The 22,420-nt window shown below is 58.7% G+C and carries 27 protein-coding genes; 17 read left to right on the forward strand and 10 right to left on the reverse strand.

The window, feature by feature from the left end:
• Nucleotides 1-15: 15 nt before the first annotated feature.
• Nucleotides 16-624, forward strand: a complete 609-nt coding sequence (gene yczE / locus C3B54_RS00380; RefSeq protein ID WP_245867950.1) for a membrane protein YczE — start codon at nt 16-18, stop codon at nt 622-624.
• Here yczE and C3B54_RS00385 read toward each other — a convergent pair.
• Entirely contained in the window at nt 597-1,316 is a 720-nt protein-coding gene (locus C3B54_RS00385) for a hypothetical protein (protein WP_158665441.1), read from the reverse strand. The two genes, yczE and C3B54_RS00385, sit on opposite strands and share 28 nt — an antisense overlap.
• 62 nt (nt 1,317-1,378) lie before the next feature.
• Here C3B54_RS00385 and C3B54_RS00390 point away from each other — a divergent pair, with 62 nt between their 5' ends.
• From C3B54_RS00390 to C3B54_RS00400, 3 genes are all read left to right on the forward strand, one after another.
• Entirely contained in the window at nt 1,379-1,852 is a 474-nt protein-coding gene (locus tag C3B54_RS00390; RefSeq protein WP_158665442.1) for a fluoride efflux transporter FluC, read from the forward strand.
• Nucleotides 1,849-2,232 carry a CrcB family protein gene (locus C3B54_RS00395; RefSeq protein ID WP_104912746.1) on the forward strand — a complete coding sequence of 128 codons (384 nt, stop codon included), beginning with the start codon at nt 1,849-1,851 and terminating at the stop codon, nt 2,230-2,232. The genes C3B54_RS00390 and C3B54_RS00395 overlap by 4 nt, the downstream gene beginning before the upstream one ends.
• A 133-nt stretch (nt 2,233-2,365) precedes the next feature.
• Complete coding sequence (locus C3B54_RS00400) at nt 2,366-2,536, forward strand: DUF3073 domain-containing protein (RefSeq protein WP_104912747.1); 171 nt, start codon at nt 2,366-2,368, stop codon at nt 2,534-2,536.
• On the opposite strand, the gene purM is transcribed toward C3B54_RS00400, so the two are convergent.
• Nucleotides 2,533-3,636 carry a phosphoribosylformylglycinamidine cyclo-ligase gene (gene purM, locus C3B54_RS00405; protein ID WP_104912748.1) on the reverse strand — a complete coding sequence of 368 codons (1,104 nt, stop codon included), beginning with the start codon at nt 3,634-3,636 and terminating at the stop codon, nt 2,533-2,535. The genes C3B54_RS00400 and purM overlap by 4 nt on opposite strands.
• Before the next feature lie 352 nt (nt 3,637-3,988).
• On the opposite strand from purM, the gene C3B54_RS08840 reads away from it, so the two are divergent.
• Complete coding sequence (locus C3B54_RS08840; RefSeq protein WP_211286297.1) at nt 3,989-5,554, forward strand: hypothetical protein; 1,566 nt, start codon at nt 3,989-3,991, stop codon at nt 5,552-5,554.
• 155 nt (nt 5,555-5,709) lie between these two features.
• Nucleotides 5,710-7,167: an amidophosphoribosyltransferase gene (purF, locus tag C3B54_RS00415; protein ID WP_104912749.1), complete on the forward strand. Its 1,458-nt coding sequence runs from the start codon at nt 5,710-5,712 to the stop codon at nt 7,165-7,167.
• Here purF and C3B54_RS00420 read toward each other — a convergent pair.
• Complete coding sequence (locus C3B54_RS00420; RefSeq protein ID WP_104912750.1) at nt 7,164-7,475, reverse strand: hypothetical protein; 312 nt, start codon at nt 7,473-7,475, stop codon at nt 7,164-7,166. The genes purF and C3B54_RS00420 overlap by 4 nt on opposite strands.
• A gap of 4 nt (nt 7,476-7,479) precedes the next feature.
• Nucleotides 7,480-7,854 carry a sterol carrier family protein gene (locus C3B54_RS00425; RefSeq protein ID WP_104912751.1) on the reverse strand — a complete coding sequence of 125 codons (375 nt, stop codon included), beginning with the start codon at nt 7,852-7,854 and terminating at the stop codon, nt 7,480-7,482.
• 39 nt (nt 7,855-7,893) lie between these two features.
• Here C3B54_RS00425 and purD point away from each other — a divergent pair, with 39 nt between their 5' ends.
• The 8 genes from purD (at nt 7,894) to C3B54_RS00465 (ending at nt 15,322) form a co-directional block, all read left to right on the forward strand.
• The gene (purD, locus tag C3B54_RS00430; protein WP_104912752.1) at nt 7,894-9,153 is read left to right on the forward strand and encodes a phosphoribosylamine--glycine ligase; all 1,260 of its coding nucleotides are present in this window, start codon (nt 7,894-7,896) and stop codon (nt 9,151-9,153) included.
• Nucleotides 9,137-10,000: a phosphoribosylaminoimidazolesuccinocarboxamide synthase gene (locus C3B54_RS00435; RefSeq protein ID WP_104912753.1), complete on the forward strand. Its 864-nt coding sequence runs from the start codon at nt 9,137-9,139 to the stop codon at nt 9,998-10,000. The genes purD and C3B54_RS00435 overlap by 17 nt, the downstream gene beginning before the upstream one ends.
• Nucleotides 10,001-10,149: 149 nt before the next feature.
• Entirely contained in the window at nt 10,150-10,944 is a 795-nt protein-coding gene (locus C3B54_RS00440; RefSeq protein WP_104912754.1) for an SGNH/GDSL hydrolase family protein, read from the forward strand.
• 46 nt (nt 10,945-10,990) lie between these two features.
• The gene (gene purS / locus C3B54_RS00445; RefSeq protein ID WP_104912755.1) at nt 10,991-11,245 is read left to right on the forward strand and encodes a phosphoribosylformylglycinamidine synthase subunit PurS; all 255 of its coding nucleotides are present in this window, start codon (nt 10,991-10,993) and stop codon (nt 11,243-11,245) included.
• A complete protein-coding gene (gene purQ / locus C3B54_RS00450) occupies nt 11,245-11,940 on the forward strand; it encodes a phosphoribosylformylglycinamidine synthase subunit PurQ (RefSeq protein ID WP_104912756.1) in 696 nt (231 codons plus the stop codon). The genes purS and purQ overlap by 1 nt, the downstream gene beginning before the upstream one ends.
• Nucleotides 11,937-12,404 (forward strand): DUF3817 domain-containing protein, encoded by a 468-nt coding sequence (locus tag C3B54_RS00455; RefSeq protein WP_104912757.1) that lies wholly within the window; start codon nt 11,937-11,939, stop codon nt 12,402-12,404. The genes purQ and C3B54_RS00455 overlap by 4 nt, the downstream gene beginning before the upstream one ends.
• Nucleotides 12,405-12,409: 5 nt before the next feature.
• A complete protein-coding gene (gene purL / locus C3B54_RS00460; protein ID WP_104912758.1) occupies nt 12,410-14,716 on the forward strand; it encodes a phosphoribosylformylglycinamidine synthase subunit PurL in 2,307 nt (768 codons plus the stop codon).
• 12 nt (nt 14,717-14,728) lie between these two features.
• Nucleotides 14,729-15,322, forward strand: coding sequence for a YqaJ viral recombinase family protein (locus C3B54_RS00465; protein WP_104912759.1), 594 nt, complete (start codon nt 14,729-14,731; stop codon nt 15,320-15,322).
• Here C3B54_RS00465 and C3B54_RS00470 read toward each other — a convergent pair.
• Genes C3B54_RS00470 through pyrE form a run of 5 tightly spaced genes read right to left on the reverse strand, consistent with a single transcriptional unit; the run spans nt 15,302 to nt 18,762 of the window.
• Complete coding sequence (locus C3B54_RS00470) at nt 15,302-15,598, reverse strand: chorismate mutase (RefSeq protein ID WP_211286298.1); 297 nt, start codon at nt 15,596-15,598, stop codon at nt 15,302-15,304. The two genes, C3B54_RS00465 and C3B54_RS00470, sit on opposite strands and share 21 nt — an antisense overlap.
• 23 nt (nt 15,599-15,621) lie before the next feature.
• A complete protein-coding gene (locus C3B54_RS00475; RefSeq protein ID WP_104912760.1) occupies nt 15,622-16,914 on the reverse strand; it encodes an adenylosuccinate synthase in 1,293 nt (430 codons plus the stop codon).
• A 40-nt stretch (nt 16,915-16,954) separates the two neighbouring features.
• Nucleotides 16,955-17,608 (reverse strand): TrmH family RNA methyltransferase, encoded by a 654-nt coding sequence (locus C3B54_RS00480; RefSeq protein WP_104912761.1) that lies wholly within the window; start codon nt 17,606-17,608, stop codon nt 16,955-16,957.
• 39 nt (nt 17,609-17,647) lie between these two features.
• Nucleotides 17,648-18,259 (reverse strand): septum formation family protein, encoded by a 612-nt coding sequence (locus C3B54_RS00485; RefSeq protein ID WP_104912762.1) that lies wholly within the window; start codon nt 18,257-18,259, stop codon nt 17,648-17,650.
• On the reverse strand, nt 18,256-18,762 hold the full coding sequence (gene pyrE, locus C3B54_RS00490) for an orotate phosphoribosyltransferase (protein WP_245868024.1): 507 nt from the start codon (nt 18,760-18,762) through the stop codon (nt 18,256-18,258). Before pyrE ends, C3B54_RS00485 begins: the two co-directional genes overlap by 4 nt.
• 102 nt (nt 18,763-18,864) lie before the next feature.
• Here pyrE and C3B54_RS00495 point away from each other — a divergent pair, with 102 nt between their 5' ends.
• Genes C3B54_RS00495 through C3B54_RS00505 form a run of 3 tightly spaced genes read left to right on the forward strand, consistent with a single transcriptional unit; the run spans nt 18,865 to nt 21,771 of the window.
• Nucleotides 18,865-19,848 carry a hypothetical protein gene (locus C3B54_RS00495; protein WP_158665443.1) on the forward strand — a complete coding sequence of 328 codons (984 nt, stop codon included), beginning with the start codon at nt 18,865-18,867 and terminating at the stop codon, nt 19,846-19,848.
• A 3-nt stretch (nt 19,849-19,851) separates the two neighbouring features.
• Nucleotides 19,852-20,685: an exodeoxyribonuclease III gene (locus tag C3B54_RS00500; protein ID WP_104912765.1), complete on the forward strand. Its 834-nt coding sequence runs from the start codon at nt 19,852-19,854 to the stop codon at nt 20,683-20,685.
• 21 nt (nt 20,686-20,706) lie between these two features.
• Complete coding sequence (locus C3B54_RS00505) at nt 20,707-21,771, forward strand: threonine aldolase family protein (RefSeq protein ID WP_104912766.1); 1,065 nt, start codon at nt 20,707-20,709, stop codon at nt 21,769-21,771.
• A gap of 69 nt (nt 21,772-21,840) precedes the next feature.
• Here C3B54_RS00505 and C3B54_RS00510 read toward each other — a convergent pair whose 3' ends face one another.
• Nucleotides 21,841-22,416 carry a nitroreductase family protein gene (locus C3B54_RS00510; RefSeq protein ID WP_104912767.1) on the reverse strand — a complete coding sequence of 192 codons (576 nt, stop codon included), beginning with the start codon at nt 22,414-22,416 and terminating at the stop codon, nt 21,841-21,843.
• Nucleotides 22,417-22,420: the final 4 nt, after the last annotated feature.

Genomic DNA, 22,420 nt, shown 5'->3' on the forward strand with positions numbered 1-22,420 from the left:
CAAAAGGCCGCCAGGGTGTTCCACCTGACCCACAGAATGGTCCGACTCTTAATCGGACTGTTCTTTTTTGGTTTTGCCGCCGCGATGATGCTTCGCGCCCAAGTAGGTGTCGACCCGTGGACAGTACTCGCCGAGGGGTTAATGCTTACCACCGGTATTGGCATCGGCTGGTGGGTGGTCATTTTGGGTCTGGTGGTGTTGCTGTTGTGGATTCCCCTTCGACAGCGGCCTGGCTTCGGCACCGTGTTGAACGCCCTTCTGGTGGGGCCGTTCATGGAAATTGGCCTGTTGTATATCGACACACCGGACACGCTCGTTCAGCGGTGGTTGGTGTTTCTCACCGGAGTATTGATGCTCGCGATCGCCAGTGGCCTTTATATCGGTGCCGGTTTTGGGTCAGGACCAAGAGATGGGCTCATGACGGGAGCCAATAAACGCTTCGGTTGGCCCATCTGGATTGTCCGCACCAGTATCGAAGTGACGGTGTTGCTGATTGGTTGGGCACTTGGCGGCAACTTTGGGCTCGGAACCATCGTCTTTGCCTTCAGTATCGGGCCGCTCGTCCACCGCACCATCCCCGCGCTTCGGGTCCCGCCCTACTCGGTGAAAGACACCGGCAAATAAAGGTCCTGCATCCTGTTATCTAACGCGGTGTGGTCGTTTCGGGTGAAAAGTCCACAGTCTTCGCGGGTGCAGTCCACATACTCATCGGCCGCCGCAGGGATATCGATGTAGGCAGTGAAGGTGCCCAACTCGCGGTCATCAAACCCGCGGGCACCAAAAAGTTTCCACGCCCAGTCATCATTAATCCAGTTCGCTGGAGCCCACTGGGCCACCCGTTCACCATCGACATCAGTGTCAGCGTCCGCCGCATCAGCACTCGGTACCCCGCCAAGGCACGGCCCTGGCCGGCTCGTGGGGGCATCAGGAATGCGGCACACCGCGACATAAACGCCTCGCTGCGGGTTAAACCCCGCACCAGTCACCACCACACGATCACCCGGGCGAAGCATGGACAGGTCAATTTCCGAACCATCCTCTGCGGTGACCGAAAGGGTGCGGGTGCGCCCGTCTTCACCAGTGGCGACCACACTTGTGGGATAGCCACTGACCGGCTGTTGCCCTGATACACCAATGGCACCGGGAAAGAGGATTGGCCACGCCACATACACACCGAAGGCGAGGGCGAGCACTAACAAACCGGCGATCCCCCACAGCACGACACGCCCCAGCCGGCGAAACACCGAGGGGGAAGCTCCGACGGTTCGTCCTGAGCGTGAACCACCGCGGGCTCCCGCTGCTGTGTCTCTTGACACCTCTCTTGACGGATCCTTTGTCACACTCGTCAGTCTAAATCGGAGACAGTACCCTTCTACACGTGTCCGGACTTTCCATAGGAGCCACACCAGACGGTGAGCCTTCCAGCCCGCGTCGAGACTCCGGCCAGGCGACAGCACCCACGGGCCTGCTCACCGCACTGGCCATCGCTATCGGTGGAGCACTAGGTGCACTGGCTCGAGTAGGTCTGAGCGAATGGTTCGGAGCAGATGCTTCGTCCACCAGCACTCTCGTCATCACCCTGGGCATCAACACGGTGGGGGCATTCGCCTTGGGCCTGCTTCGCCGCCCACAGGCGCTCAGGCCCACAGGATTTCTTTATTCAGGGCTCACGGTGGGTTTTCTGGGTGCGTTTACGACCTGGTCTGCTGTCATGGTTCAACTCGCCGTCCTCCACGGTGGGGGTCATTGGATGCTGGGCATTGGTTACCTCTTCTTGACCCTCGTGTTAGGCCTTACTGCCGCGTGGTGGGGACTGCGCTCTGGTGTGGCGAAGACGAAAGTGGCGTCATGAGCGGCAGCGTCGTTGGGATCAGCGTCGTGGGCGGCAGTGAATGGCTCCTAGTCGCCGGTCTAGGGGCACTGGGCGCGCTCTTGCGCTGGGCAATGAGTGCTTGGGTGACCAGTTACCCGCGAGCTCTCATGATTGTGGTGGTGAACAGTGTGGGTGCGTGTGCTGCCGGGTGGGGTCTTGCCGGCGGTTGGGGTGTGTGGGGGATGGTGTTAGCTGCGGGCCTGTGGGGTTCACTCACCACATTTTCTACTCTCGCTGTCGATGTGGTGGAGTTTTCTGTCACCAAGAGACTTCGATCAGGTGTCACCCTTTTGCTCCTGCACGTACTGGGTGGCGCGTTGGGTGTCGGGGCGGGAATGGTCTTAGCGTCCGCGCTGTGACACTGGCACACAGCACGTGTTGTGGAGGTATCCTCGCCCCACTCAAGGGTGTGCGTGCTACAGTGTCATCGATTTCGCGCCCCCTGAGGCGCGTCCCTTCGCTGGGAAACGGTGACCTTTTTCAAGGAGTGGCATGGGTCGCGGACGTCAGAAAGCAAAGCACACAAAAGTCGCTCGGGAGCTCAAATACAGCAGCCCGAACACTGACTTGACCCAACTGGAGCGCGAACTTGCCGCCCAGTCGGGTGAAGGTGAAGACCAGTATGTGGACCGCTGGGCCGATGACGCGGACGAAGACCGCTAGTTCGGCCAGTGCCCCTCTAGGCGCACAGCGCCACCTTTAACGCCCTTCGCTGCTTCCGCGCTCATTGCGCCTGGCACTTCGGTGGCATCGCGCACCGTGCCCACCACTTGTGCGTGAAAGCCTTTCTCGGCGAGGACCGAGACCACGTCGCCAGCTGAACCGGCTTTCACCATCAAGGCTGCGCCCATCCCGAGATTCCAGCTGTCTTCCACATCGTCCAGGCCCAAGCCGCCATGGGCGGTCAGCACAGAAAACACTGAAGGGAGAGCCCAACTGCCTCGCTCCAAGGTGAGCGCTGTTCCCAGTGGCAACACGCGTTGAATATTTTGTGCAATACCGCCACCGGTGATGTGACTGGCGGAGTGAACAACGCCCGGCATGCGCCGAAGCACGTCGAGAATTCCTGGTGTGTAGACCAGTGTGGGCTCCAGCAGCATGTCCCCAAGGCTTTGCTGTTGGCCAGAGAGGGACTCCTGCAAAGACAAGCCCGCATCAGACACGATTTTTCGAGCGAGGGAATACCCGTTGCTGTGGAGACCGCTAGAGGCAATAGCGACGACTTCATCGCCTGGTTGGACCCGCTCCGGCCCCAAAAGCGCATCTTTTTCGACTACACCCGTAGCCGCAGCCGCCACGTCGTATTCGCGCTCGCCCAAAAGTCCCGGGTGTTCGGCAGTTTCTCCGCCGATCAGAGCAACACCACTTGCCGCGCAGGCACGGGCGATGCCCGACACGATTGAGGCAATCGTGTCGGGAAAGACTTTTCCGCACGCAATGTAGTCGGTGAGAAACAGTGGGGTCGCCCCCACAACGACGATGTCATCGATGACCATGGCGACCAGGTCTTGACCGATGGTGTCGTGGCGATCTAAGGCTTGAGCAATCGCCACTTTGGTGCCGACGCCGTCTGTGGAGGTGGCCAAGACGGGGTGGTCGAAATCTTTCAGCGCCTTCGCGTCGAACAATCCCGCAAAGCCGCCGACACCCCCCAGGACCAAACCGCTGTGAGTTTTTTGCACATCGGCGCGCATCAATTCGATGGCCAAATCTCCGGCGGCAGTGTCCACACCTGAGCGCTGATAGGCAGTGGGCTCACTCACACCTGAAGCCTAGCCGAGACAAGCCACCCCACATTCGTCGTGGACGGGTCAACAACACCACACCGAATCAGGGAGTGAAGGACGGCGCGGCTGGCCGACACTCGGCTTCGCTCAGTAGTCAACAAAAAGTGTTCTGTGGATAATTCTGACGACCGAAGAAAAGCCATTCCTACGCTCGAGCCCGCACGTGTTGTCACAACCGGAGGGCCCCATGTCACCGAACCAGCCGATCTCACCCCACCAGCTGATTCCACCCCGCAATCACGGACGCCCGTGGGGCAGCAACGCCACGCCGCGAGCGTCGCATGTTGGGGTCGGGGACCCCTCCCGGTCAATTCTCACGGCCCTCACCATGTGTCTTGCGTTGCTTTTGGTGATTGGGGCCGGCAGCCCTGTAGCGCTGGCGGCCGATAAGGGTGTCCTCCAGACGGCGAGTGTGAAGTGGGATAGCGCAGACTCGGATACCGCCATCTGGACCGGTGGAGCTCCCGTCGATTTTGTGCGAGAAGAAAACGGTTGGCGCGACGCACCCTTTAGTGCGATTGGCCAGTTTGGTCTCGCGATGACCTTCCCCGGAATCGATTCGCGGCGGGTGGACTATGTCAACCGGAATGAGACGACCACCATCGAACAGGGCGTCATCCACACGATGGAATTGGATAACCGCATCATCATTGATGGCACTCGCAGGGCCCAGGTACAACCCACCATCACCGCTGAAGGCAGTTCGCTGCGATTTGATATCGACTTCGCTGATGAGCGACCAAACTCAATAAGCAGCCAGCGGGTGTACTTGAACGTCGATTTCGCTGCCGGTGGGACCATCGTCTACGACGATTCCGTCCCACAGGCAGTCATTGCCGCCGATAGTTCGGATGAGAAAGCACTCGTCGTGCTCCACGTCGATTCCGATGACGGCGACGCCGTCATCGGAGGTCGCACACTACACACCGATCCGCTGGCAGACGGCGATTCCGAAGCCACCGCGTATGTGCGAAACATCACTGGCGCCAGTCTGACTGTCACCGTCCACGCTTTTGTCATCGACTATGAACCGTGTGCCAAACAGGCCGCTCTCGCTACTGCAGAAGCAATCGCTGCAGACCCGACAAGTTGGTTTGGCGAAGTGATCCCTGTCCACTCAGAATGCGTGAGCAACACGACGTGGGAATACACCAGTGGTGTGGAGGAAGCCCAGACCATCTCACTCGCCCTCGACAACGCTCTGTCTGACCCCGAAGGCACCACCCGTCGATTTTCGATCGAGGGCCTCCCGAGCTTCCTCAACTCCAGCATCGACCTCGAGAGTGAGCCCGCCACACTTTCGCTCACGTCCCGCTCGGAAGAAACCACCGGTACCTACCCGCTCACGTTGCGCAGTTGGCGAGAAACACCCAGCGGTGAGACCACACTGCGCGAAGCGCCACTCATTTCCGACATCTCTCTCACAGTCGCCGCACCGCCACCGTCTCCCGAGCCAGAACCAGAACCAGAGCCAGAGCCAGAAGTGGAACCGGAACCCGAAACCGAAACCCCGCCTGTTTCCCGTTTGGATAAGCGCTCCTCATCGAAAGACGACGATGACTCCGAGGCGCTCATCGTGCCACTCACACCGGCAATGCCGGCGCCGATCCCGGCGCCACAACCATCACCAGTGACGCCCGAATTGGTGGATGATTCGGGTTTAGAAGCGGAAGACACCCCAGAGCCCGATTTCCAGCTTCAAGACTCTGGACCCACGACGCCGCTACCCGAGAGCCCCGAACTGCCTGAGGCGAGTGAAGTTGCCGCGCCACCAGAGCTCAACCTGTGGCGGAGTTTCTGGTGGGTGTGGGTCGCCACCGGTGGGGGGCTCATTAGCTGGGCCGTGTTGTTAGCCTGGAAGCGCAGAAAAGAGCCACAACGCCCGACCTATTAGGGCGGGCTGAGGCCCGCCAGTGTCTGGGCGATGGCCAGGGCGTTGTGACCACCACGTGCACCCACACCAACCCGGGTGGGTGTGCCACACTTAAGGTCAAGGTTCATTCTCCTGGTGCGGATCAGGAGACCTCCGAAGGGGAGTCTGGCCGGGGCATGTGTGGCATTGTGGGCATGGTCTCTACGGGCCCGGTTAATCAAGACATTTACGACTCTTTGGCCCTACTCCAACACCGCGGGCAAGATTCGACCGGGATGGCCACCCTCGAAGGTGGCGGCTTTCACATCCACAAGGCCAAAGGCCAAGTGAAAGAGGCTTACCGCACCCGCGATATGCGCAAACTGCGCGGTACGACGGGTCTTGGTCACGTGCGCTATGCCACCAAGGGAAGTGCGAAACGAGAAGAAGAAGCACAACCTTTTTACGTGAACTCGCCGTTTGGCATCGTGCTCGTGCACAACGGGAACCTCACCAACACTCGCGAGTTAACCGCCCAACTTCACGACCAAGACCGCAGGCACTTAAACACCACCTCGGATACGGAACTCTTGGTCAACGTGTTAGCCCGTGAGCTCCAAGTTGCCCAGGATGGCAAAGACTTCAACCCACAACAGCTTTTCACGGCAATCACTCGCGTTCACGAACGAGTCGAGGGCTCCTATGCGGCGATTGCCCTCATCGCGGGCCATGGCTTGTTGGCTTTTCGGGATCCGTTTGGCATCAGACCTCTGGTGTTAGGGCGCCGGCAAGCAGGGCTTTTGGGAACCGAATGGGTTGTCGCCAGTGAATCGCTCGTACTCGAATCAGGCGACTACGACATTGTGAAAGACATCGCCCCCGGCGAAGCGGTGTTTATTTCCACTGGAGGTGAACTTTTCGAACAACAGTGTTCACCCTCCCCGCAGATGTACCCGTGCTCGTTTGAATACGTCTATTTGGCGAGACCAGACTCCACCATGAACGGTATTTCGGTTTACGAAGCCCGGCTTCGACTCGGTGACCGACTCGCCGCCACCATCGCCAAACATGCCCCGGTGAAAGACATCGATGTGGTGATGCCCATTCCGGACTCCGCGCGACCCGCCGCGATGCAGGTCGCCAGACGCTTAGGCATCGAATACCGCGAAGGTTTCTATAAGAACAAATACGTCGGGCGGACATTCATCATGCCGGGTCAAGCCCAGCGGACAAAAAGTGTGAAACAGAAACTCAACGCCCTCCCCAGCGAATTTGAGGGCAAAAACGTCCTCATTGTCGACGACTCCATCGTCAGGGGCACCACATCGAAAGAGATTGTGGAAATGGCACGGCGTGCAGGTGCCAAATCGGTGACGTTTACCTCAGCGGCGCCACCGGTGCGCTACCCCCACGTGTACGGCATCAATATGCCAAGCAGTAGTGAATTGGTCGCCGCGGGGCGAACCATTCCCGAAATCACTCAAGAAATTGGTGCGGACTACCTCATCTATCAAGAAGTTGAGGACATGAAGGACGCCATCCTCGAAGGCTCCGACATCACGGAGCTTGATATGAGCTGTTTCACCGGTGAATACTGCACCGGCAACGTCGACCAGGAATACTTGGACTGGTTAGAGGGCAACCAGTCGAGTTAGTCTTCACGCTCCGCAGTAACCTGACGCTCACGCTTTTTCGACCGGCGATCGAGCACCAACCACACCACTATCCCGGCTCCGATTCCGCCCGTCACGCCGTAGAGGGAAAAATAGCCCGCGAGAACAGAAAAGCCAACGCTCGGATCGGCGGGAAACAGTGACGTCGCCGCCAGTGTCCCAATCAGCCCCACCCCTGCACCCAACAGGACAAACGGTGCGAGCTTTGGTGCGCGCCGAAGGCGCATCGGCTGCTCGTTACCATCCGCTGCAGGTGGTGCGGACTGGTCTTCTCCTGGGGTCTGGCTCACGCGGTTAGCCTAACCGCCAGAGTGGAAAAAACTCTCGGAGGTCTGAGCGCTCCCCAGAGGCCTGGATGGCCCCCGCTTCGCTCAACTGCGACCAGTGAGCCTGGCCAGTCGCCAACTGAAGAAACGCGTCAGGGCTCAACTCGACCGTCGCCGGCGGTGTCCCCCTGGTGTGTCTGGTGCCCTCCACAATCTGGGCTGCCCCGAAAGGGGGCACTCGAATTTCGACACTTCGCCCCGGTGCGCGCACCTGGAGCACCTGAAGGGTGTAGCGCACGGCGAGGGCCAGGACGTCTGGATCCAGCTCGGAACCGTGCCCACCCGCGCTCCAGGCGTTGACCGCCTGCATCCCCTCAGTATCGGGAATCTTCCTTCTGGACATAGCCCCACGCTAACAATGGGGGCTGTGTAGGGTGGCGTCGTGAAGATATTGGTTCTGGGCTCTGGCGCACGAGAGCATTCGCTGATTATGGCCCTCGCCAAAGAAAACGCCCACACTCTTTACGCCGCACCAGGAAACGCCGGCACCGCAGAGTGGGCAGAAAATGTGGCTCTCGATCCGACAAACAAGTCTGTGGTGGCCCAGATTGCCAAAGATCTGGATGTGGATCTCGTGGTTGTCGGACCCGAAGCACCCCTTGTTGCCGGTGTCGCAGACGCGTTGAAGAACGAAAACATCCCTGTCTTTGGGCCCAGCCACAAAGCAGCAGCAATTGAGGGTTCCAAATCTTTCGCCAAAGACGTCATGGCCGCCGCCGGTGTCCCTACCGGTGAGAGTGAAACGGTCGCGGACGAAGCCACTCTTGTTGCGGCACTCGATCGAATGGGTGCGCCCTATGTGGTGAAGGCCGACGGCCTTGCCGCCGGTAAAGGGGTGTTGGTGACAGACGACCGTCAAGCCGCCATCGACCACGCCGCCTATTACCTGCAAGACGGAACTGTGGTCGTCGAAGAGTTTCTTGACGGCCCAGAAGTGTCGCTGTTTTTCCTCTCCGATGGTCACACCGTGGTGCCCTTAGCACCCGCGCAGGATTACAAACGCGCATTTGATGGTGACCAGGGGCCTAACACGGGAGGCATGGGTGCTTACAGCCCTCTTCCCTGGTTGGACGACGATTTTGTGGAACTCGTCACGAACACCGTGGCCAGACCCACCATCAACGAACTAGCCAGCAGGGGTGTTCCTTTTGTGGGGCTGCTCTACTGCGGCCTCATCGTCACCGCAAAAGGTGTCCGAGTCATCGAATTCAATGCTCGCTTTGGTGACCCAGAAACCCAGGTCGTCTTGGCAAGGCTCACCTCAGACTTAGCCCCACTACTTCTGGCTGCTGCCAATGGCACATTGGGCGAATATGAACCACCCGCCTTTTCCGATGATGTTGCCCTCACTGTGGTTCTCGCCAGTGAGGGTTACCCCGAAAAACCGATTACCGGTCGAGTGATCACCGGGCTTGATGACGCGTTGGCCATCCCCGGTGTCACCGTTGCCCACGCCGCAACTGCCCACAGTGACGATGGACTCATTGCCACAGGGGGTCGAGTCTTAAGCGTGATTGCCACAGGCACTACCTTCGATAGCGCCAGAAAAAGTGCCTACGATGCCCTCCAGGCCATCACCCTGGAGGGTGGCCACTATCGCCTCGACATTGCCCAACGAGTGAGCGATGACCACTCTGGCTGATTGGGCCCTCACCTACCAGGGCAAGGTTCGGGATATTTATATTCCACATAGCGCATCTAGTGCGGCTGATGCCGATCGGTTGCTCATTGTCGCCAGTGACAGAGTGAGCGCTTTCGACGTAGTCCTCGAGCCAAACATCCCCGGTAAGGGCGCTGCACTCACGCGGGTCAGTGCGTGGTGGATGTCCACCTTTGCTGATATTCCTCACCATCTGCTGGATGAGCGCCCCCCTGAGGAGGTGGCTGATCGCGCTGTCGTCGCCCGTTCCCTGTCCATGCTCCCAGTGGAATGTGTTGTTCGGGGGTACTTGGTCGGCTCGGGGTGGAAGGACTATCAGGCCACCGGCACCATCTGCGGCATTGAACTACCCCCCGGATTACACGAAGGGGACAAGCTTCCGGAGCCCCTCTTCGCCCCGGCAACGAAAGCGGCCATCGGAGACCACGACGAAAACATCAGCTTCGAACAAGTCCTCGAACTCGTGGGGAAAAAAGACGCCCACGCCCTTCGCGACACCAGCCTCGACATTTACAACCGGGCCCATCAGATTGCTTGGGAGCGCGGGTTGATACTGGCAGACACCAAATTCGAATTTGGTCGCGGGGGTGAGCCCGGTGAGATTGTTCTAGCCGACGAATTGCTCACCCCTGACAGCAGTCGCTACTGGGATGTGGAGCGCTACCGCGCAGGCGGCGACGACCGGTTAGACAGTTTCGACAAACAGGTGATTCGCAACTGGTTGGCCGGCACCTGGGACAAGACCGGCGCTCCGCCACGCCTGCCGGCAGACATTGTGGCGACCACTCAGGAGCGCTACCTCGAACTGGAAAGACGTCTTCGGGGCTAAGGCGCCCTCGCGGCGTGCTCCCACACGTTCGTCTTGGTGGCGAGCCCAGTGCGTGGAGGGACTGCGTCGGAATGAACAGTGTGGGAATAAACAGTGTGGTTATGAACAGTGTGGGTAAGCACTCAAAGAACTAGCGAGACAATAACAAGATGGTTGTCAATCTCGACTCGGGTCCCCGCGTGCAGCCAGCACAGCTCTGGCACAAGTTGGCACGACCTGCCGGACATGCCCTCGCCCCTCTGCTCATTGGACAGGGACGCCTCGCTCGGGCCAAACGTGGCCGGCTACCAAACGCTCCCATGCCGTGGTCCGGAGTAATCGAGGGACCCAAAGCGTTGAGCGTTCTTGGTCTCGGCGATTCAACTATCGCCGGTGTGGGAGTGTACAACCCCATGTTGGGTCTCACCTCGCAGTTTGCGAAAGCCCTCTACGCGCACACTTCCCGGGGTGTGGAGTGGGACAGTGTCGGGCAACGAGGGATCACCAGCGCGCAGCTTCTTGACCACTACCTTCCCTTGGCACTGGACGAACATGACGATGTGGATGTAGTGATGTTGTCCATTGGGGCCAATGATGCGAAAAATTTGGTGTCCGCCTCCCGTGCAGTAGGCAACATTGTCCGCATCATCGACACCCTTCACCAGCATTACCCGAACGCTCTGGTCATTGCGTCGTCGCTACCCGCCTTCCACCTTTTCGACACATTGGCGCAACCATTGCGTTCGATCATCGCCGGCCACGCTCAATCCATTGAGCGATCGGCGCGACCTCTGGTGGAAGCGAGGCGTTTCGCGGTAATGACACCTCCACCACCGAACTACCCGCCCGGCTTCTTTGCTTCTGACGGTTTTCACCCCAGTGCTGAGGGATACCGCATCTGGGCGGGCTTTGCGTTGGATTATGTCGCGGGTCGAGGCGGGTTTGCCCACCTTGCCTCCCGGTAGACTGTCACTGACTTACTGCCCACACAGGCCTAGGGGATGACATCTGGTGTCGACCATCATCATCGACGTGATGCCCAAGCGTGAACTTCTTGACCCCGCCGGCAAAGCCGTTCACCGCGCACTGCAACAAGACGGTCACAGCGACATCGCTGCCGTGCGAATCGGGAAACGCTTCGAGCTCACCATTGACGGCGATGTCACCGAAGTGCACCTCGAGAAGGCACGTGCGCTGGCAGACGACCTGCTCTCCAACGGGGTGATTGAAGACGTGGTCGCAATCCGAGTGGAGGACACACCCTGATGCGAGTCGGGGTTGTCACCTTTCCTGGTTCACTCGATGACCGCGATGCCTTGCGGGCTGTCCGACTTGCCGGCCACACCCCGGTAGCACTGTGGCATAAAGACCACGACTTGCAGAATGTTGACGCCATTGTCTTGCCGGGCGGCTTCAGCTACGGCGACTATTTGCGATGTGGGGCGATTGCCGCCCGCTCACCCATCATGAGCGACATTCTGGACGCCATCGCTAAAGGAACACCCGTCTTGGGTATTTGTAACGGGTTCCAAATTTTGGTTGAAGCGGGTGTACTTCCCGGTGGCCTGATCCACAACGACCACGGTCAATTTGTCTGCCGCGACCAAGAACTGGTGGTGGAAAACACTTCGACGGCGTGGACGGGTGGTTTTCACGACAACCAACACATCACGATCCCGCTGAAAAACGGTGAAGGCGGTTACATCGCTGACGATGACACGCTGAAGCGGGTCGAAGGCGACGGCTTGGTCGTCTTTCGCTATTGGGGGGTAAACCCGAACGGTTCACTCCACGACATCGCGGGTCTTCGAAACGAGTCAGGCACGGTCGTGGGTTTGATGCCACACCCGGAACACGCCGCTGAGCCAGGCTTTGGGCCAGACACCGACTTGGCAATGCGAAGCGGTGTTGACGGACTCACCATGTTCACATCAGTGGCGTTGGAGGGGGTCCTTCGATGACGCTGAAGCCGAAAAACCTTTACGGCATTGTGGCGGTGTCCGAAATGGTCACCTGGACGGGTCTGATTGTCGCGATGATTATTCGCTACGGCTTTGGCGAATACGGTCCATGGTTTTTCTATGCCGGGATCTCGCACGGCACAGTGTTTTTGGCCTACTGCACGGTGGCGTTGATTGTGGGGCACAATCAACGCTGGTCACTGGGTCGCCTCCTACTGGCTTTGGCGTCCGCCATTCCGCCCTACCTGACGGTGCCCTTTGACCGCTCCTTACATAAACTAGGGCTCCTCGAAGGTGACTGGCGCACCACTGCCAGTGATGACCCGCGTGATCAACGCTTCCCCGACCCACTGTTTCGCTGGTTTATCGCCCGTCCGGTGTTGTTAATGCTCACTATTCTCGGCGTCGTCGTGGTGCTGACCGCGGTCGCTCTCGCCCTTGGCCCTCCCAGAGAGTGGGGATAGGCACAATGTCTCACACAGTTGATTCGGTCACCAACGCGGAAAACACTCCGGAGCGCGAGCTTCCCTACACGGAGCTCGGGGTCACCCACGAGGAGTATCAAGACATTGTCGGCCTGCTCGGTAGGCGACCCACTTCAGGCGAATTAGCCATGTATTCGGTGATGTGGTCGGAGCACTGCTCCTATAAGAGCTCCAAAGTGCACCTCAAACAATTCGGTCAAAAAATGACCGAATCGATGCGGAAAAACCTCATGGTGGGCATGGGCCAAAACGCGGGTGTGGTCGATGTGGGTGAAGGCTGGGCGGTCACGTTCAAGATCGAAAGCCACAACCACCCCAGTTTCATTGAGCCCTTCCAGGGGGCAGCCACCGGTGTCGGCGGCATTGTGCGCGACATTATTTCGATGGGCGCACGGCCCATCGGAGTGATGGACGCTCTGCGTTTCGGTGAACTCGAGCATGAGGACACCGCCCGCGTGCTGCCCGGAGTGGTCTCCGGCATCAGTTTTTATGGCAACTGTTTAGGCCTGCCCAACATTGGTGGCGAAACCTGGTTTGACGCCAGCTACCAACAAAACCCTCTGGTCAACGCACTCGCAGTCGGCGTGATGCGCCACGAAGACTTACGTCTCGCAAACGCCACCGGTGCGGGAAACAAAGTGGTGCTCTTTGGTGCGAGGACCGGCGGGGACGGTATTGGCGGGGCTTCTATCCTCGCCAGTGAAACCTTCGGTGATGATGGTCGGCCGGCGAAGCGCCCCGCCGTTCAAGTTGGTGACCCGTTTGCCGAAAAGGTTCTCATTGAGTGCTGCATGGAGTTATTCCAGGGCAGCTTGGTCGAAGCCATCCAAGACCTGGGCGCTGCCGGAATTAGTTGTGCGACCAGTGAACTGGCCGCCAACGGCGACACCGGCATGGTGGTCGACTTGGACAAAGTCCTCCTGCGCGATGACACCTTGACGGCAGAAGAAATCCTGATGTCGGAATCGCAAGAGCGGATGATGGCCATCGTTTCGCCCGACAAACTCGACGCATTCCTCGCCGTCACCGACAAATGGGATGTCGAAACCAGTGTGTTGGGTGAAGTCACCGACACCGGCCGACTGGTCATCCACTGGCGTGGCGACACCATTGTCGATGTGGACCCGAAAACAGTCGCCATCGACTCCCCCGTCTATAACCGGCCCATGCAGCGACCTGGTTGGCTGAATGCCCTCCAAGCCGACACCATCCACAACACCACCAGGGCTAATGAACCCCCCGCGGTGATGGAGCAGATTCGAGCGGTGCTCACCCACCCCAACTTGCAGTCGATGGCCTGGATTACCAACCAGTACGACCAGTACGTGTTGGGCAACACTGCGCTGTCGACTCCAGATGATGGTGGCATGCTCCGCGTGGATGAGGAGTCTGGGTTGGGTGTCGCCCTCGCCACTGACGCCAACGGCAGATACAGCCAACTCGACCCCCGCCAGGGCGCCCTTCTTGCTCTCGCCGAGGCGTATCGAAACGTCGCCGCGACCGGCGCGACACCGGTCGCTGTGAGCGACTGTCTGAACTTTGGAAGCCCGGAAGATCCGGAAGTGATGTGGCAGTTCGCCGAAGCGGTCACCGGTCTCGCCGATGGCTGCGTGGTCCTTGAAATCCCTGTCACCGGCGGAAACGTCAGTCTGTATAACCAGACCGGGTCCACCCCCATCCAACCCACCCCTGTAGTTGCCGTCATGGGTGTCATTGATGAGGTCGCCAGGCGTCTACCATCAGGCTGGCAAGACGACGGTGAAAACATTTACCTATTGGGAAGCACGGGGTTAGAACTCGATGGTTCGATCTGGGCCGATGCCATGCATCAGCACCTCGGTGGCACGCCACCCCGAGTGGACCTCACCAAAGAGAAAGCCCTCGCTGGCTTACTCCACCACGCAGCCCACGACGGGTTAGTCACTTCCGCTCACGACCTCTCCACTGGTGGTTTGATCCAGTCGCTCACCGAGGCGTGCCTGCGCCGCGGTGTGGGAGCCAGGGTGTGGCTCGGCGAAATGTTGGAAGAAGACAACGTTGATTTGGTGACGGCACTGTTTTCCGAATCTCAAACCCGGGTAATCGTGTCCGTCGCGAGAGAAGACGACGTGAAGTTCCGGGGCCTGTGTGCCGGCCGGGGTGTCCCCGTAATGCGCATTGGTGTAACCGACGCACCCGGAATGGCCCTGGATATCGCCGACGTGGGAACACTGAGCCTTGACGAACTTCGTGAGCTCCACGAATCAACCCTCCCGGGCGTCCTCGGACCCGTCGTCGGTGGACAGGTCTAACCTAAAGTCACCGTGATTGAACAAGAGCGATTCCTCGTCCCCTCCAGTCAGCGCGAAAAGTGGTTGGAAGTGCGCCAACAGGGCGTCACCGCCACCGCAGTATCAAAAGCGGTCACCCCTGATGGTTACCGTGAAGTTCTCGAGCAGTTGCGTAAACCGACCGACATTCCCGACAACGACTACATGCGTTTCGGGCGGGAACAAGAAGGTCCCATCATTGAAAAATTGCAGTCACTTGTCGATATTCAACCGAACGACTGGCTGATCTCCAGAGACACGGGCGAGAAAAAGTGGATGATGGCCACCCCTGACGGGCTATCCAGCAACCACGATGTGATTGCTGAGGTGAAAACGACTGGGCGTGATTGGGAGCGCTGGGCCAAAGTTCCCGGTAACTATCACCGGCAAGTCCAATGGCAACTTTTTGTCACCGGTGCAGAGGTGTGTATTTTCGCCTGGATGCTGCGCGTCAAGCGCGGCAGTGTGATGGAACCGGCCTGGCCTGGACCAAAATTTCTGGAAGTCACCCGAGATGAAGTTCTGATTGAGCGGCTTCAAGAAACCGCCCACCGCCTCTACGCAGACTTACTCGCTATCCGCAGCTAGGGCTTCGTGATGCTGAATGACTTCAGCAAGAATGAATTCTAAGAATTTTTCCGCAAAGGCCGGGTCGAGATCGGCTTCTTCAGCCAAACGGCGCAGGCGGGCAATCTGTGTGGCTTCCCTCGCCGGATCAGACGGCGGCATGGACGATTCGGCTTTCAGCCGGCCCACCTTTTTGGTGTTTTTAAACCGCTCCGCCAACAGGTGAACGAGTGCCGCATCGATGTTGTCGATGCTGCCACGCAGTTCGTGCAGTTCGGCCATGGGATCCAAGGACATGTGTGACAGCCTAACCCGCAGGCTTAAGCCCCACCCAGCAAATCGTGTCGAACAATGACCTCATCGCGACCAGGACCCACACCAATCACCGAAATGCGCTGGTGAATCATCTGCTCAAGCGCGACAACGTAATCTTGCGCGGCCTGGGGAAGGTCACTAAATTCCCTGGCGCCCTCAATGTTTTCACTCCAACCGGGATGCGATTCGTACACGGGGGTGGCGTGGTGGAAATCACTTTGCGACCAGGGCACCTCATCCACGCGGACACCGTCAACCTCGTAGCCAACACAGACAGGGATTTCTTCCAACCCGGTCAACACATCCAATTTGGTCAACACGTAATCGGTGATGCCGTTGATTCTGGTCGCATAGCGGGCAATCGGTGCATCGAACCAACCGGTGCGGCGGGGCCGTCCCGTGGTGGTTCCAAACTCGTGACCACGTTCACGCAACCAGTCGCCCCACTCGTCTTCTAATTCGGTGGGGAAAGGCCCTGAGCCGACTCGGGTGGTGTACGCCTTCACAATTCCCACGACCGTGTCGAGGCGCCCCGGGGCGATACCGGAACCTGTTGCTGCACCACCTGCTGTGGCGTTAGACGACGTCACAAACGGATATGTGCCGTGGTCAACATCCAACATGGTGGCCTGACCGCCCTCAAACAGCACGGTGTCACCGCGATCTAGGGCGCGGTGTAGTTCAAGTGCGGTGTCCGCCACCATGGGTTCTAAACGCTCACGGTGGGCCAACAAATCGTCAACGACTTCGTCGACACTGATTGCTCTGCGGTTGTACACCTTCACCAGTAGATGATTTTTGACATCCAAGGCACCTTCGACTTTTTGGCGAAGGATGCCTTCGTCGAAAATGTCTTGGATGCGCACACCGATTCGGTTGATCTTGTCCGCATAGGTGGGACCAATTCCTCGGCCCGTCGTACCAATTTGGCGCTTCCCCAAGAATCGTTCCGTGACTTTGTCCAACGTGCGGTGATACAGCGTAACGACGTGCGCGTCGGAGCTCACCAACAGCTTGGACACATCGAGTCCGCGCTCGATCAGGCCATCTAACTCTTCGGCCAAGACATCCAAATCGACTACGACGCCGTTACCGATTACGGGGATCACACCAGGGGTCAAAATGCCGCTAGGGAGAAGATGCAGTGCGTATTTTTCATCGCCGATGACGACGGTGTGACCGGCGTTGTTACCGCCGTTGAATTTGACGACATAGTCAATGCGCCCGCCCAGAAGGTCAGTCGCTTTCCCTTTGCCCTCGTCGCCCCATTGGGCGCCCACAATCACCACTGCAGACATGCAAAATCCTCAGCTAACCTCAGGCATCAACCTTTTCAGTCTAGTCGCCAGGCGCGGGTGCCACACCGAAACGGTTTTGCATCACCCACTGGTGCATCACTATCGCTGCCGCCGCTGAGGCGTTAATTGAGCGGGTCGACCCAAACTGGGTGATTTCGATGACCTGGTCGGACGCCGCCAAGGCTTCTTCGGACAATCCCGGTCCCTCTTGTCCAAAAAGAAAAACACACTTTTCGGGTAGAACAGTGTGTTCAATGGGGGTCGAGCCTGGCACATTGTCGACACCGATAATGCTGAGGCCCGCGCCCTCGGCATAGTCGACAAAGCCCTGTACTTCGGGGTGGTGTTGGACGTGCTGGTAGCGGTCGGTGACCATTGCGCCCCGGCGGTTCCAGCGCTTGCGTCCCACAATGTGGACCTCTTTGGCCAAAAAAGCATTCGCCGTGCGGACAATGGAGCCAATGTTTAAATCGTGTTGCCAGTTTTCGATGGCGACATGGAACGAATGCCTGCGTTGATCCAGGTCAGCGACGATTGCTTCCATGCTCCAATACCGGTAATGGTCGGCAACGTTCCTCGAATCGCCGTGCGCGAGAAGCTCAGCGTCATATTCCGGCCCGGTGGGAAGAGGACCCACCCATGGTCCTACTCCGTGGGTGGAGCGTTCAGGGTGGCTCTCTGGCTGATCAGTCACGGCCTCAGCCTAAGCGCCAGCGAGAATCGTGATGCCCCCTCAGTCCACCAGTTGATCATCGAGCAGCTCCCCGCTCTCACGGTAGATAAAGCAGCCCGCCACCCGCTGGCCCTTTTCCCATTGGGTCTGACCAATCGAATAGCTGGGGACCACAACAAGATCGTCGTAGCGTTCTGGTTCCCTCAAATCCGCAAGGTCCCACTGCTCACACAACCCACTGGCCTGATCACGCACGAATTGATCCCCGGGGTAGTCGGCATCCGGATCGTCATTGAGTAGTTGTGCTCGGTGAAACTCTGCCTGATGGGGTTGCTCGCAGCCGACCACCTCAAATTCAGCGGCAAACGGTCCGTCAAAAGATGTCAGGCATTCACCGCCCAGAAGTTCCTCCCAAGACCACGACCCCGCAGGCCGTGGGCCGCTTCCCACGGCGGGAAAATCGACCACCACTGGCGGTGTGGACGCCTCACCCGGCGGGGTCCCTGTAGTGGCTTCAGAAATGGGCGGCTCGGCGGTCGCGACATCCTCCACGCTCTGGTTCTGATTGGCTTCGGACACACTGAGCCAGTAGCCCACGGCGAGCGCGGGGAGCACGCCCACGGCGGTGACAATGAACCACCGGGAGCGAAGCAAGTGTGGGCGCTCGGTCACGCCAAGCCGAGGTCGCTTAGTCCCAAAGCCGCCCGGTAGGGGTAGCCCGCTTGTTCGATGACCTGCTTGGCTCCGGTGTCGCGGTCAACAACCACCAACACGGCGACAATTTCTGCCCCCGCTTTTTCTAACGCTTCGGCTGCCTTCAACGGTGAGCCACCCGTGGTGGAAGTGTCTTCGACAACGACCACTTTTTTGCCCGCCACATCAGGGCCTTCAACCTGTTTACCCATGCCGTGATCTTTGGGTTCTTTTCTCACCACGCAGGCATCTAACGCTCGCCCGCGCACTACGGCTCGGTGCAACATGGCCGACGCTATGGGGTCGGCCCCCATGGTCAACCCTCCGACGATTTCCACTTCGGGAAACTCGTCCAAAAGCTCGAGCATGACATCACCGATTAGTGGAGCAACCCGGTGGTCGAGGCTCACTTGGCGCAAGTCGATATAAAAGGTGGCCTTTTTGCCACTGGTGAGGGTGAAATCTCCCCGCTGCACGGCCATCTGAGAGATGTGTGTGGCGAGTTGTTCCCGGGACTTCGTGTCGTGGCCTGTCACGGGGTTAGTGTATCGCCGACCCAGCGACTGGCCACTTTGGCTCGTAGGATGGGGAGTCGGCATGAGGCGGGGGCAATCGCGATGATGGATATCCAGTTTTACGGGTTTCTTCACCTTCGCGACTCTCAACAGTCCACCGTGAACGTGCAAGTGTCGTCATTTCTCGATCAAGTGCGCATTTACGCCTCTAACGCGCTCACGGTCAGTCGATCCTTGGCGGCTTACGACCTCCCTTTTACTCTTCTGACCAACCAGCCTGAGCTGATTCGTACCGCACACCCTGAGGCGGCCAATGAAGTCAATGTGGTCGAAATCCCCTTTTCGACCCACGTGCCCGAAGGGGTGCGATTCTTTTCCGGTCATTACAAACTGGATGTTTTTCGCTACCTCGGCCAACACACACACCGCTACATGGCGGCGATTGATCTGGACATGCTGGCAATTAATCCGCCCCCCGAATCTCTTCGCTACTACGTCGAAAATGGCGTCGCGCTGGCTTATGACATCACTGCCCAAGTGGCTCCCTCCACCACACCCGATGCGCTGCGCAACCAACTAGAGGACATCTTGGGCCGGCCCAGTCCGGGCCGTTGGTCGGGCGGGGAATTCTTGGCCGGGCCACCGGAGTTTTTTAGTGCGCTCACTCGCGCTTCGGAGAGCATCTACGAGCGCTACCTCGAACTCATTCCCTCTGCCGCAAGGGTGGGCAACGAGCCCTACCAGGCTGCCGCCTTGGACATTCTTCGACATGAGGGCTACCGCATCGACGATGCGGGAACCCTCGGATTGGTGGCCCGGTATTGGAACATGCCGACGAAACACCACCAAGCTCCGTTTCGCACCTTCGCACACCATTTCATGCTTCACCTGCCGGTCGACAAGTTCATTCTCGAAAAAATTTCCCGTCGGGGTCGCCTCGCCCCAGGTGACGCCCTTCGCCACTACCGTCACCTGAAATGGCAGTGGTTAGCGTTAGAGCTAGCGGCCAGGGTGCGAAAAGCTCTGCACACCTCTAAGGCAAAAAGGGGGTAGTCGGTGCGGATCGCCACCTGGAATGTGAACTCCATTAGGACGCGAAAACTTCGGGTCGTGGATTTTCTTGTCGACGCCGACATTGATGTCGCCCTATTACAAGAAACCAAATGCACCAACGAACAGTTCCCGTTGGAAGAATTTGAGGCTGCCGGCTACGAAGTGTTCCATTGGGGTCTGAACCAATGGAACGGTGTGGCGATCGTGTCTCGCCGCGGCATCAGCCACGGCGAACAGGGTTTTGTCGGCATGCCCGGTTTCGACAAGAACGGTACTGACCCACAACCAGAAGCCAGAGCAGTCTCAGCCACGGTCGGAAACATGCGGTTGTGGAGTGTGTATGTACCAAACGGTCGCGGGCTAAACGACCCCCACATGGCCTACAAACTGGACTGGATAGAAGCACTCGGCCAGGCCATGGCTGACTACTCGAAAGAAAATCCTCACATCGGAACACTTGTCGGCGGTGACTTCAACGTCGCCCCACAACCAGAAGATGTGGGGGATCCCGATTTTGTCGAAGGGGTGTCGACACATATTTCCCCCGCGGAGCGTGGAGCGCTCGATTCGATGCTCCACACGGCAGGCCTCAGCGACTTGGTGCGGCCACTTGTTCCCGAAGGATTCAGCTACTTCGACTACAAGCAGGGGAAATTTCGAAAAAACCACGGCATCCGCATCGATTTTCTCTTCGGGAACCACACGGTGGCCGATGCTGTGGTCGGCGCCTCCATTGAACGCGACCAGCGCACCGGTGAACAACCCAGTGACCACGTTCCCGTCGTCGTGGACCTACACGAAGAGGAAGAAGATTTCGATGCACCCATGGTGTTTTAGTCACCCGCAGAGGCCTACACAGTGAGCACTCCCGCGAATTCGAGAGGTTTCGCCAGCGACAATTACGCGGGTGTTCACCCCACCGTGTTGAAAGCGATGGAAGCTGCCAATGGGGGCCACCAGACCTCTTACGGCCAAGACGACACGACGGCGAAACTTGCCGAGACTATCCGGGTCGAATTTGGTGAACAGGCTGAAGTGTTCCCCGTGTTTAACGGCACAGGAGCAAACGTCATTGCCCTCACTGCGGCAATGCCCCGGTGGGGCGGGGTAATCGCGACCGACTCGGCACACATCAACACCGATGAAGGTGGTGCACCCGAACGTGTGAGTGGTTTGAAACTTCTCACCACACCCGCAGTGGGAGGAAAGCTCACCCCGGAGGGGTTACTCAGCCAAGCTGGGGGGCGCGGTGATGAACACCACGCCCAACCCTTAGCGGTATCGATCACCCAGTCCACAGAGCTCGGTACGCTCTACACCCCAGACGAGATTCGCACCCTGGCGGGTCTCGCCCACGAGCGCGGAATGGTCGTTCACGTCGATGGTGCGAGGCTGTGGAATGCCGCAGCCGCGTTGGGGATGTCCTTTCGCGAATTCACCACCGATGTTGGGGTCGACCTCGTGAGTTTGGGGGCGACCAAGAATGGCGCGATGGCGGCCGAAGCTATCGTGGTGATTAATCCCGATGCTGTGGACGGGATGCTGTATTTGAGGAAGCTCAGTATGCAGCTGGCCTCCAAAATGCGTTTTCTCTCTGCACAGATCCAAGCCCTGTTCGACGATCAACTGGGCCTCCAGCTCGCCAGTCACGCCAATGCGATGGCCCGCATGTTGCGCAGCCGTCTGGACGCGGCAATCGAAAGTGGTGACATCACAGGTCTCGACTTTTCCCACCCCACGCAGGCCAACGCTGTCTTCGCCGTCTTAGACAATGCGGCAGCGGACCGGCTGCGGCTTACCCACCAGTTTTATGACTGGGACCGACCGGCTGGAGAAGTCCGTTGGATGTGTGCGTTTGACACCACCGAGGACGACATCGAAGCGTTTGTGGGCGACATCATCTCCGCACTGAACAATCAGTAAAGCGCCACCGTGGCGGACGGTGAGCCCGCACAGCCACCAGTAAAAGAACAGCCTTTCGCGGCGAGAAAACTACTGGCGCCAGCCTGGAGCAATTTCATCGAGAGGCTTACGCACGCGGGGGTTTTTCTCTCGTTCTTGGAGCTTTTCTGGCAAAAGCGCAGGATCCCCTTGGTGCCCCACTGCGAGGACTGCCCACGGTTGGTGAGCGTCATCCAGGTTCAGGGCGCCATGCATCGCTTCTTTGTCAAAACCACCCATTTGGTGCACGATGAGGCCCATGTGGGTGGCCTGGATGCTCAAATGTGCCGCTGCTTGACCGATGTCATAGACCGCCCACTTCTCGTCTTTTCCCTCGTCAGTGACCATCTTGGCCACATTCACAATCAGTGCTGATGCGTGGACAGCCCACGCCTGATTACCCGACGCCAAGGCGTCCACCATGGAATCAAACAGTGGTGTTCCGCGCTTTGCCACGAACAGCCGCCACGGTTGTGAGTTCGATGACGACGCCGACCAGCGCGCAGCCTCCAGCAGTGAACCCAACTGTTCATCAGTAAGAGTCGCATCGTGATCAAACGCTCTGGGGCTGTGGCGCCTGGCCAATTCCGGCATCAGTGGATAGTCGGTGTGGGCAGAAGTGTCCATGGTC

The sequence above is a fragment of the Pontimonas salivibrio genome (genome assembly GCF_002950575.1).
Lineage (GTDB): Bacteria > Actinomycetota > Actinomycetes > Actinomycetales > Microbacteriaceae > Pontimonas > Pontimonas salivibrio.

Bases quoted from the DNA above. Each gene is read 5' to 3' on its own strand.
- C3B54_RS00395 (WP_104912746.1), top strand. From the start codon at position 1,849: ATGAGCGGCAGCGTCGTTGGGATCAGCGTCGTGGGCGGCAGTGAATGG.
- C3B54_RS00400 (WP_104912747.1), top strand. From the start codon at position 2,366: ATGGGTCGCGGACGTCAGAAAGCAAAGCACACAAAAGTCGCTCGGGAG.
- C3B54_RS08840 (WP_211286297.1), top strand. From the start codon at position 3,989: ATGTGTCTTGCGTTGCTTTTGGTGATTGGGGCCGGCAGCCCTGTAGCG.
- purF (WP_104912749.1), top strand. From the start codon at position 5,710: ATGTGTGGCATTGTGGGCATGGTCTCTACGGGCCCGGTTAATCAAGAC.
- C3B54_RS00425 (WP_104912751.1), bottom strand. From the start codon at position 7,854: ATGTCCAGAAGGAAGATTCCCGATACTGAGGGGATGCAGGCGGTCAAC.
- C3B54_RS00435 (WP_104912753.1), top strand. From the start codon at position 9,137: ATGACCACTCTGGCTGATTGGGCCCTCACCTACCAGGGCAAGGTTCGG.
- C3B54_RS00440 (WP_104912754.1), top strand. From the start codon at position 10,150: ATGGTTGTCAATCTCGACTCGGGTCCCCGCGTGCAGCCAGCACAGCTC.
- purQ (WP_104912756.1), top strand. From the start codon at position 11,245: ATGCGAGTCGGGGTTGTCACCTTTCCTGGTTCACTCGATGACCGCGAT.
- C3B54_RS00455 (WP_104912757.1), top strand. From the start codon at position 11,937: ATGACGCTGAAGCCGAAAAACCTTTACGGCATTGTGGCGGTGTCCGAA.
- purL (WP_104912758.1), top strand. From the start codon at position 12,410: ATGTCTCACACAGTTGATTCGGTCACCAACGCGGAAAACACTCCGGAG.
- C3B54_RS00470 (WP_211286298.1), bottom strand. From the start codon at position 15,598: ATGTCCTTGGATCCCATGGCCGAACTGCACGAACTGCGTGGCAGCATC.
- C3B54_RS00475 (WP_104912760.1), bottom strand. From the start codon at position 16,914: ATGTCTGCAGTGGTGATTGTGGGCGCCCAATGGGGCGACGAGGGCAAA.
- pyrE (WP_245868024.1), bottom strand. From the start codon at position 18,762: ATGGCCGTGCAGCGGGGAGATTTCACCCTCACCAGTGGCAAAAAGGCC.
- C3B54_RS00495 (WP_158665443.1), top strand. From the start codon at position 18,865: ATGGGGAGTCGGCATGAGGCGGGGGCAATCGCGATGATGGATATCCAG.
- C3B54_RS00510 (WP_104912767.1), bottom strand. From the start codon at position 22,416: ATGGACACTTCTGCCCACACCGACTATCCACTGATGCCGGAATTGGCC.